The following is an 8,028-nucleotide window of genomic DNA, read 5'->3' as shown; positions in this document are numbered from 1 at the left end:
GCCTTCACGCGAACCTTCACGTTGTAGTCAATCACGCGCTTCACAGGCACAAGGATTTTCATGACGGCTTCCCCAAGCAGGACAATTTCGCAGCGAAGGCTAATGCAGCTGACACGCGGACACACGGAAGAAATTAGGCCCACAGGAAAGCTGAAATTTCCTATGAGGCATTCGCCGCCTTGCCCTTCAGCGGATCAGGATCGCCCTGAAATCATTCACATTCGTGCCGGTCGGCCCCGGCATAAACAGATCGCCCAGTGCGGCAAAGGCGGTGCCGCTGTCGTTGCGATCCAGACAATCATCGATCCGCAGGCCGCACTCCCTCAGACGGTCCGCCGTGCTGCCATCCGCAAAGGCGCCAGCCTGATGGCCAATCCCGTCAATGCCGTCGGTATCGGCGGCCAGCGCATCGATCCCCCCCTGCCCCGCAATCCGGCCTGCAAAAGCCAGCAGGAATTCGGTATTGCGCCCGCCCCTGCCCTTGCCCCGCAGCGTGACCGAGGTTTCCCCGCCCGAGAGCAGCACCACCGGCTTGCGAAAGGGACGGTCCCGACGTGCGACCTCCAAGGCCAGATCGGCATGAAAGCGCCCGGCTTCGCGGGCCTCGCCCTCAAAACTGTCCGAGAGGATCACCGCCTCCACCCCGCTTGCACGGCAATGCCCGGCCGCCGCCTCAAGCGAACGGGCAGCCGAGGCGACAACGGCGACATGGTCGCGCGCAAAGGCCGGATCCGTGGGCTGCGGCCCCTGATCGGCAAGGATATGGGCGCGCTGCGCGGCGCTGAGCGGAATCTGATAGCGATCGGCGAAGGCCAGCGCGGCGGCCGTATCGCCCTGCCGCGGGATCGTCGGCCCCGAGGCAACCTGCGCCGGATCATCGCCCGGCACATCCGAGACGACAAGGCTCACCACCCGCGCAGGATGGGCAAGTGCCGCCAGGCGCCCCCCCTTGATGCGAGAAAAATGGCTGCGGAGCGCATTCATCGCCGAAATCGGCGCGCCGGAAGCCAAAAGCGCGGTATTCAGCGCGATCTCGTCCTCCAGCCCAAAGCCCGCTGGGGGCGCAGGCAACAGGGCCGATCCCCCGCCGCAGATCAGGGCAATCACCAGATCCTCGGCCGTCAGGCCCTGCACTGCGGCCATCAGCCGTTCGGCCGCCTGCAACCCGGCGGCGTCGGGCACGGGATGCGCGGCCTCCAGCACCTCAATCGTTTTGCAAGGTGCAGCATGGCCATAGCGCGTGACAACGAGCCCTTGAAGCGGGCCGGGCCAGAGCGTCTCAAGCGCCTGCGCCATCTGCGCCGCACCCTTACCCGCCCCGATCACAACCGTCCGCCCACGGGGCGGCGACGGCAGATGTGCGCGCAGCCCGGTCAGCGGATCGGCCGCCGCCACGGCCGCCTGATAGAGCGAGGTGAGAAAGGCCTTCGGATTGTCCATGCCCATGGTTTAGCGTGCCTTGAACCGCGCCACCAGATCATCCGATCCGCGGGCGAGCAGCCCGAGGTCCGAACCCACCGCAACCATGGTGAAGCCGGCCTGCAGATAACGCTCGGCATCGGCCTGCTGGGGTGCAAGGATCCCGGCCGCCTTGCCTTGGCCCCGAGCCGCATCAAGCACCGACTGGATCGCAGCCTGCACATGCGGCGCCGACGGGTTGCCCATCACGCCCATATTGGTCGAAAGATCACCAGGCCCGACAAACAGCACGTCCACCCCCGGCACGGCGGCGATTTCAGCAGCATTGGCGACACCAGTTTCGCATTCGATCTGCACGGCCAGCAATTGCTGCTCTCGCGCAGTCGCATGGTAGTTCTTGATCCGGCCAAAGGCATTGGCGCGATGCCCGACCGAGAAACCGCGCATGCCCTGCGGCGCATAACTCATGGCGGCCACAATCGCGCGCGCCTGATCTGCGGTACGAACATTGGGCACCATCAGGCTGCGCGCGCCGCCATCCATCATCTGTTTGATCAGGTTCGCATCATCCGACGGCAACCGGACCGCCGGCTCGCAGGTCGGATAGGCGCCGGCGGCCTGCAGCTGTGCAACGATGCTGCGCAGATCGTTGGGACTGTGTTCGCCGTCGATCAGAATCCAGTCGGCCCCGGCGCCTGCGACCACTTCGGTGGTCAGCGCGGTCGCCAGCGAACACCAGATCCCGATGCCCGGCTGCCCGGCCTGGAGCAGCTGTTTCAGCCCATTGATGCGTTCCTGCATGGCAAATCCCTCTGCGCAATTCTCTTGTATGTTGTCATACATCTTATAAATATGTCCGGCAAGCACGACTCTTGCAAAAGGACAGAAGATGAAGATCGGATTTATCGGGCTGGGCGTGATGGGCGCGCCCATGGCGGCGCATTTGGTGGCTGCGGGCCACGCGCTCAGCACCACGCTCAACCGCTCCCCGCTGCCCAACGCGCTGCAGGCCGAGGTTCTGCCTTCCCCTGCCGCCGTGGCACAAGTCGCCGAAGTGGTGATCCTGATGCTGCCCGAAACGCGCGATGTTGATCGTGTACTGCTGGGGGCAAACGGCGTTCTGGCGGGGCTCCGCCCCGGAACGCTGGTGATCGACATGAGCAGCATCAGCCCAACGGAAACAGCCCGTTTTGCCGCCGAGGTGCGGGCGGCGGGCGGCAGCTATCTGGATGCGCCCGTTTCGGGTGGCCAAGTGGGCGCGCGCAATGCAAGCCTGACCATCATGGTCGGCGGTGCCGAGGCCGATTTCGACCGTGCGCTGCCGCTGTTTCAGCTGATGGGCAAGAACATCACCCTGGTCGGGGCCCAGAACGGTGCGGGCCAGACCTGCAAGATCGCCAATCAGATCATCGTCGCGCTGAACATCGAGGCGGTGGCCGAGGCGCTCGTTTTTGCCAGCAAGGCGGGCTGCGACCCGGCCAAGGTGCGCAGCGCGCTGATGGGCGGCTTTGCGGCCAGTCGCATCCTCGAGGTGCATGGCGAACGCATGATCGCCCGCACCTTCGACCCCGGCTTCCGCATCAAGCTGCATCAGAAGGATCTGGGCATGGCGCTCGATACCGCGCGTCAGCTGGGGGTGGCGCTGCCCAATACCGCCACCGCGCAAGAGCTTTTGAACAGCTGCAGCGCGCAGGGCCTGGCCGATGCGGATCATTCGGCCCTTGTGCGCGCGCTGGAAACCCTGTCGGGTCACACGCTGTCGGCGGGCTGATCCACCTCCCAGTCTTGGTCAAGAAGCCAGCGGTGCAGGGCCGCCACATTCTTGGCGCGCAGCCGCGTCTTTGTCGTGATGAGGTAAAAACCCGGGATCGTTTCCGGCGCCATACCCTCCAGAATGGTCGTCCCCAAGGGGGCGACCAGCTTGCCCGAGGCGATATCCTCTTCCGCGTCCAAAACCGAAACCAGCCCGACGCCAAGCCCCTGATAGGCCGCCCGGCGCATGGTGGCGGCATCATCAAACGTCAGGCCCCGGTCCATCTGCGGCACCTCAACCCCTAGATATCGCAAGATGTCGGGCCAAAGCCGCATCGACCGCGCCGGTTGCAGCAGCGTGAATTTCAGCAGATCCCCCGGCGCTTGAATCCGGTCCGCCATATCGGGGTGGCAGCAGATGATCTTGGGGTCGCGGCGCAAGAGGTGGCTTTGAACGTCCTTGCGGTCACCGTAGCCCCATTGCACCGCCAGATCGATCTGGTCGCGTTCCAGATCCACAAGGTCGATCATGGTTGTCAGGCCGATTTCGGCCTCGGGCACCGCGGTGCGGAATTTACCCAAGCGCGGCATCAGATAGCGGGTGCCGAAATAGGGGCTGACGTTCAGGTTGATGCGTTCACGGGCGCGCGGGCCGGTCACGCGACGGATGCCTTCCTCGAATTCCTCGAAACCCGCGTTGATGTAATGCGAAAGGGTAATGGCCTTTTCGGTGAGCCGAATGCCGCGGCCCTCGCGCTCCATCAGCACAACGCCAAGCGCCTCTTCCAGCAGCCGGATTTGCTGGCCGACGGCCTGCGGCGAGACGTAAAGCTCTTCCGCCGCTTCACGCAGCGACCGGTGCCGCACCACGGCGTGAAACACGCGTAAGGAGTTGAGCGGCGGTAACCGCATCCGCGTGGCCATGGCAGAATCCCCCTGATGTGGCGAAAGCCCAACTTTCGTGCAAAGGCTAGCACCGGCTCGCATCTTTGCAAAGGCCAGCTTGGTTATGGGCTGCGGGCGCGCAGCGCCTCGGCAAAGGCGCGGGCGGGGGCGCTCAGACGGCGCCCCGTGGGGGTCAGCAGATAGAGAACCCGCCACAGAGCCAGATCGCGCAGGGGCAGGAAACGCAGGCTTGGGTCGCCAAACAGCAAGACCGCATTGCGGGGCAGCAGCCCAACACCCAGCCCTGCACGGATCATGCAAAGCTGGGCGATGGTCGAATGTGCCTCGATCGCGCCATTACGCAAGGGGGCAGGCACGGATTGCGACGTCGCCAGAATCTGTTGCGTGCCGGTGCCGGGGTCGAGGACGATCACCTCGTCGGGGTCGATATCCTGCAAACCTGCGCTTTCCTGCCGGGCCAGCGGATGGGACGCGGAACAGGCAAGCCCGAAGGGATCACGTGAAATCTCGGTCTGGCGCAAATCATCGGAATGGAGCGCCCGCCCCGCCACCGCCAGATCCAGGTCGCCCGCAACCACGCCCCGCGCCAGATGTTCGGCAATGTCATCATGCACCCGGATCCGTAAGCCCGGATGGCTGCGGCGCAGCTGACCCAGCACAGGCACCACCAGTTCGGAAATCGCCGATGGGGTGCAACCGATTGTCAGCACCCCACCGCTGCGGTCGCCCCCAGCCTGCAGGCGCAGAAGCGCGCGGTCCAGCCCATCAATCAGCGGGGCGGTTTCCTGCAGAAAGGTCAGGGCCAGTGGCGTCGGCGCGGGGGGACGTTGACTGCGGTCAAACAAAGGGCCACCAGCCTCGGCCTCAAAATGGCGGATGGTTTCAGTCAGGGCCGAGGGCACGACCCCCAGCTCTGCCGCCGCGCGGGCAAAGGTGCCTTGCGCCCAGATGGCATGAAGCGCCCGGATATGCCGCAGGTTTATGTTCATTTATTCCGAACCTATGTTCATTAGGTTCCAATTTTATGAATACAGATTTCATGCTTCAAGGGGGAAAACCGAAAGGGCGCCGCGATGCTTGATCTTCCTCCCCTGACCGATGGAACGCTGGAGCGGGCGCTGCGCGCAGCAGGCTTTCGCGGCGAGATCGAGGCCGACCACGCCCTGCGCGCGGCGATGGCCACGGACAATTCCGTCTATCGCATCCTGCCAGACCTGATCCTTTCCCCGCAGGACAGCGCAGATCTGGCCTGTGTGCTGCGGGTCATGGCTGCGCCGGATTGGGCAGGCGTGCCGCTGACCATGCGGGGGGGCGGCACGGGCACCAATGGGCAGGCGCTGAACCGGGGGGTCATCCTTGATCTGCGGCGGCACATGAACCGGCTGCTGGCCGTCGACGCGCAGGCAGGCTGGGCAGATGTGGAACCGGGCATGGTGCTGGACGACCTGAATGAACGTCTCCGCCCGATGGGTCTGTTCTTCGCGCCGGAAACCTCGACCTCGACACGCTGCACGATTGGCGGGATGGTCAGCACCGATGCCTCGGGCAAGGGATCGCGCATTTACGGCAAGACCAGCGACAATATCCTCGCGCTGGAAATTGCCACGCCCGAGGGTCTTCTGGCCAGCGATGCCCCCTGCCCGGCCTGGGCGCGCCAGATGCTGGAACAAGCTGAGGCTGCAGCGCGGGGGGGACGCGCGGCGTTCATCGCGCATACACCACGCCTGAACCGGCGGTTCACCGGCTATGATCTGGACCGCGCCTGTCGGGAAGACGGCGGGTTCGACTGGTGGCGCCTGTTTCTGGGCGCCGAGGGCACGCTTGGGCCGGTCACGCGTATCCGCGTCAGCCTGCGGCGGATCGAGCCAGAAAAGCGCCTGCTTGTGGTGGGATTCGACAGTTTCCACAACGCGCTGGCCGCGGCGCAGCCCCTGTTGCAGGTGAACCCCACCGCCATCGAGGTGATGGATGAAACCGTCCAGCAAATTGCGGCCAAAGCCGGGCTTCTGGATCAACTGCCACCGGCCCTGCATGTCCCGGCGGGACAGTCGCTTGCCTATAGTTTCCTTGAATTCAACGGGTCGGATGCGGCGGTGCTGAACGCGCAGGTCGCGGCCTGCCGCGCGCTGTTGGCCCGCCTGCCCGGGGCAAGCGCGGTGCATGAAGCCCGCGATCTGGCCGAGATCAGTCGGCTTTGGGCCGTCCGATCGGCCGGGGTGGGCCTGCTGGGAAAGGTAGAGGGCGCGGCGCGGCCCGTGGCCTTCGTCGAGGATTGCGTGGTTCCGCCCGAAAACCTGCCCGCCTTCGTGGATGAATTTCTGGCCGTGCTGCGCCAGTATGATTTGGGGTTCGGCATTTACGGCCATGTCGATGTCGGCTGCCTGCATATCCGCCCGGCGCTGAACATAGACGCGGACGAAGATCGCGCGCGGCTTGTGGCGGTCTCAGACGCCGTGTTTGAACTGACGCGCAAACATGGTGGGATCTTCTGGGGCGAACATGGCAAGGGGGTGCGCGGCGCCTATCTGCAAGACTGGATCGGAACCGAGGCCTATCGGGCGTTGCAGGGCGTCAAGGCGGCCTTCGACCCCGCTGGGCGCTATAACCCCGGCAAATTGGTCAGCCTGGACAAACCGGTCATGGGCATTGCCACCACACCCTTCCGCGCCTTCAACGCGCCCGAGGGGGACCCGCTGGCCAAGGCCTTCCGCTGCAATGGAAATGCCCAATGTCTGAGCTATGCGGCAGCCACACCGATGTGCCCTTCCTTCAAGGCCACCGCCGATTTGCGCCATAGCCCCAAGGGCCGGGCGGATGCGCTGCGCGATTGGCACCGCGCCCGGACCGAGGGCTCCGTGACCCCGGAACAGGAACGTGATCTGCTGGCGGCGCTGGATGGCTGCCTGGGCTGCAAGGCCTGCGCTTCAAACTGCCCGGTGCAGGTGGATATTCCCAGCATGCGAACGGTTTTCCTCGCCGACTATCACCATCGCCACCGGCGCCCGATTGCCGACCGGCTGGTGCTAGCGGCCGAACGGTTCAGCCCGCTTGCCCTGCGTGCAGCGCCGATACTGGCGCCGGTCTGGCCGCTGCTGGCCCGGGTGGGTGCGCGGATGACCGGCAGCACCGACCTTCCGCGTCTGACCCGCCAGCCGGGCAGGCGCTGGATCCCGGGGCAGGCGCTCCCGCCCCGGGCTGTGGTTCTGGTTGAGGATTGGTTCACCGCGCTGTTCGATGCGCCCCTGCGCGCCGATGCCGAGGCGGGTTTCCGTGCGCTTGGTTACGCGCCCGTCGTGCTGCGGATGCAGCCTTCGGGCAAAGCCGCGCTGAACCTTGGCGATCTCAAGGGGTTTCACCGCATGGCGCGCGCCTTGCTCACCGATCTGGAGGCGGTGGCAAGGCTCGGGCTGCCGATGATCGGGCTTGACCCGGCGCTAGTCATGGTGCTGCGGCAGGATTACCCGAAACAGGGCCTGAGCGCGCCGAACATCCTGTTGCCGCAAGAGTTTCTGGTGCAGGAACTTGCGGCCGGGGTAGCCTTCCCCCGGGCACAGGATAGCGCCCCCCTGCGCCTGCTGACCCATTGCACCGAGACCACCGGCCACCCCGCCGCCGCCCGCCAATGGGCAGAGGTATTCGCGGCCTTGGGTCGGAAGATCGAAACCCCAGCCACGGGATGTTGCGGTATGGCGGGGTTGTTCGGGCATCAGGCGCGGCATCAGGCGGTGTCTGAAAAGCTCTTTGACCTGTCATGGCGCCAACATCTGCAGGATGACACCCCCACCGCCGCCACGGGCTTTTCCTGCCGCTGCCAGGCGGAACGATTGGCCCACCGCCCGCTGCGGCATCCGCTGGGGCTGATCGCAAACGCGTTGCAAGCTTAACCCCCGCGATCAGGCGCTGAATGGGTCGGGCTCACGGCTTGCCCAACGTCATCGTCGATCAGAGGCA

Annotated in this window: 6 protein-coding genes; 2 read left to right on the top strand and 4 right to left on the bottom strand. The window is 65.4% G+C overall.

All coding sequences use genetic code 11. The features are described from left to right. Nucleotides 1–186 precede the first annotated feature (186 nt). Together IE101_RS16980 and IE101_RS16975 are read right to left on the bottom strand one after the other, a co-directional pair. Nucleotides 187–1,440 (bottom strand): glycerate kinase type-2 family protein, encoded by a 1,254-nt coding sequence (locus tag IE101_RS16980; protein ID WP_373296131.1) that lies wholly within the window; start codon nucleotides 1,438–1,440, stop codon nucleotides 187–189. Between the two features lie 9 nt (nucleotides 1,441–1,449). Further along, nucleotides 1,450–2,220: an HpcH/HpaI aldolase family protein gene (locus IE101_RS16975; RefSeq protein WP_189635043.1), complete on the bottom strand. Its 771-nt coding sequence runs from the start codon at nucleotides 2,218–2,220 to the stop codon at nucleotides 1,450–1,452. A gap of 88 nt (nucleotides 2,221–2,308) precedes the next feature. Here IE101_RS16975 and IE101_RS16970 point away from each other — a divergent pair, with 88 nt between their 5' ends. Beyond that, on the top strand, nucleotides 2,309–3,190 hold the full coding sequence (locus IE101_RS16970) for a 2-hydroxy-3-oxopropionate reductase (protein WP_189635042.1): 882 nt from the start codon (nucleotides 2,309–2,311) through the stop codon (nucleotides 3,188–3,190). On the opposite strand, the gene IE101_RS16965 is transcribed toward IE101_RS16970, so the two are convergent. Continuing rightward, nucleotides 3,169–4,095 carry a LysR substrate-binding domain-containing protein gene (locus IE101_RS16965; protein WP_189635041.1) on the bottom strand — a complete coding sequence of 309 codons (927 nt, stop codon included), beginning with the start codon at nucleotides 4,093–4,095 and terminating at the stop codon, nucleotides 3,169–3,171. The genes IE101_RS16970 and IE101_RS16965 overlap by 22 nt on opposite strands. Nucleotides 4,096–4,178: 83 nt before the next feature. Further along, nucleotides 4,179–5,066: a LysR family transcriptional regulator gene (locus tag IE101_RS16960; RefSeq protein WP_189635040.1), complete on the bottom strand. Its 888-nt coding sequence runs from the start codon at nucleotides 5,064–5,066 to the stop codon at nucleotides 4,179–4,181. Between the two features lie 84 nt (nucleotides 5,067–5,150). Between IE101_RS16960 and IE101_RS16955 the strand changes: the two genes are divergently transcribed. Next, nucleotides 5,151–7,961 (top strand): FAD-binding and (Fe-S)-binding domain-containing protein, encoded by a 2,811-nt coding sequence (locus tag IE101_RS16955; protein ID WP_189635039.1) that lies wholly within the window; start codon nucleotides 5,151–5,153, stop codon nucleotides 7,959–7,961. Nucleotides 7,962–8,028: the final 67 nt, after the last annotated feature.

Source organism: Gemmobacter lanyuensis, assembly GCF_014652355.1.
Taxonomy (GTDB): Bacteria; Pseudomonadota; Alphaproteobacteria; order Rhodobacterales; family Rhodobacteraceae; genus Gemmobacter; species Gemmobacter lanyuensis.
The sequence above is the reverse complement of the archived record's forward strand: the minus strand, read 5'-3'. Positions and strand labels throughout refer to the sequence as shown.

Coding starts and splice junctions, on each gene's coding strand:
- IE101_RS16980 (WP_373296131.1), bottom strand. CDS start 1,440: ATGGACAATCCGAAGGCCTTTCTCACCTCGCTCTATCAGGCGGCCGTG.
- IE101_RS16975 (WP_189635043.1), bottom strand. CDS start 2,220: ATGCAGGAACGCATCAATGGGCTGAAACAGCTGCTCCAGGCCGGGCAG.
- IE101_RS16970 (WP_189635042.1), top strand. CDS start 2,309: ATGAAGATCGGATTTATCGGGCTGGGCGTGATGGGCGCGCCCATGGCG.
- IE101_RS16965 (WP_189635041.1), bottom strand. CDS start 4,095: ATGGCCACGCGGATGCGGTTACCGCCGCTCAACTCCTTACGCGTGTTT.
- IE101_RS16960 (WP_189635040.1), bottom strand. CDS start 5,066: ATGAACATAAACCTGCGGCATATCCGGGCGCTTCATGCCATCTGGGCG.
- IE101_RS16955 (WP_189635039.1), top strand. CDS start 5,151: ATGCTTGATCTTCCTCCCCTGACCGATGGAACGCTGGAGCGGGCGCTG.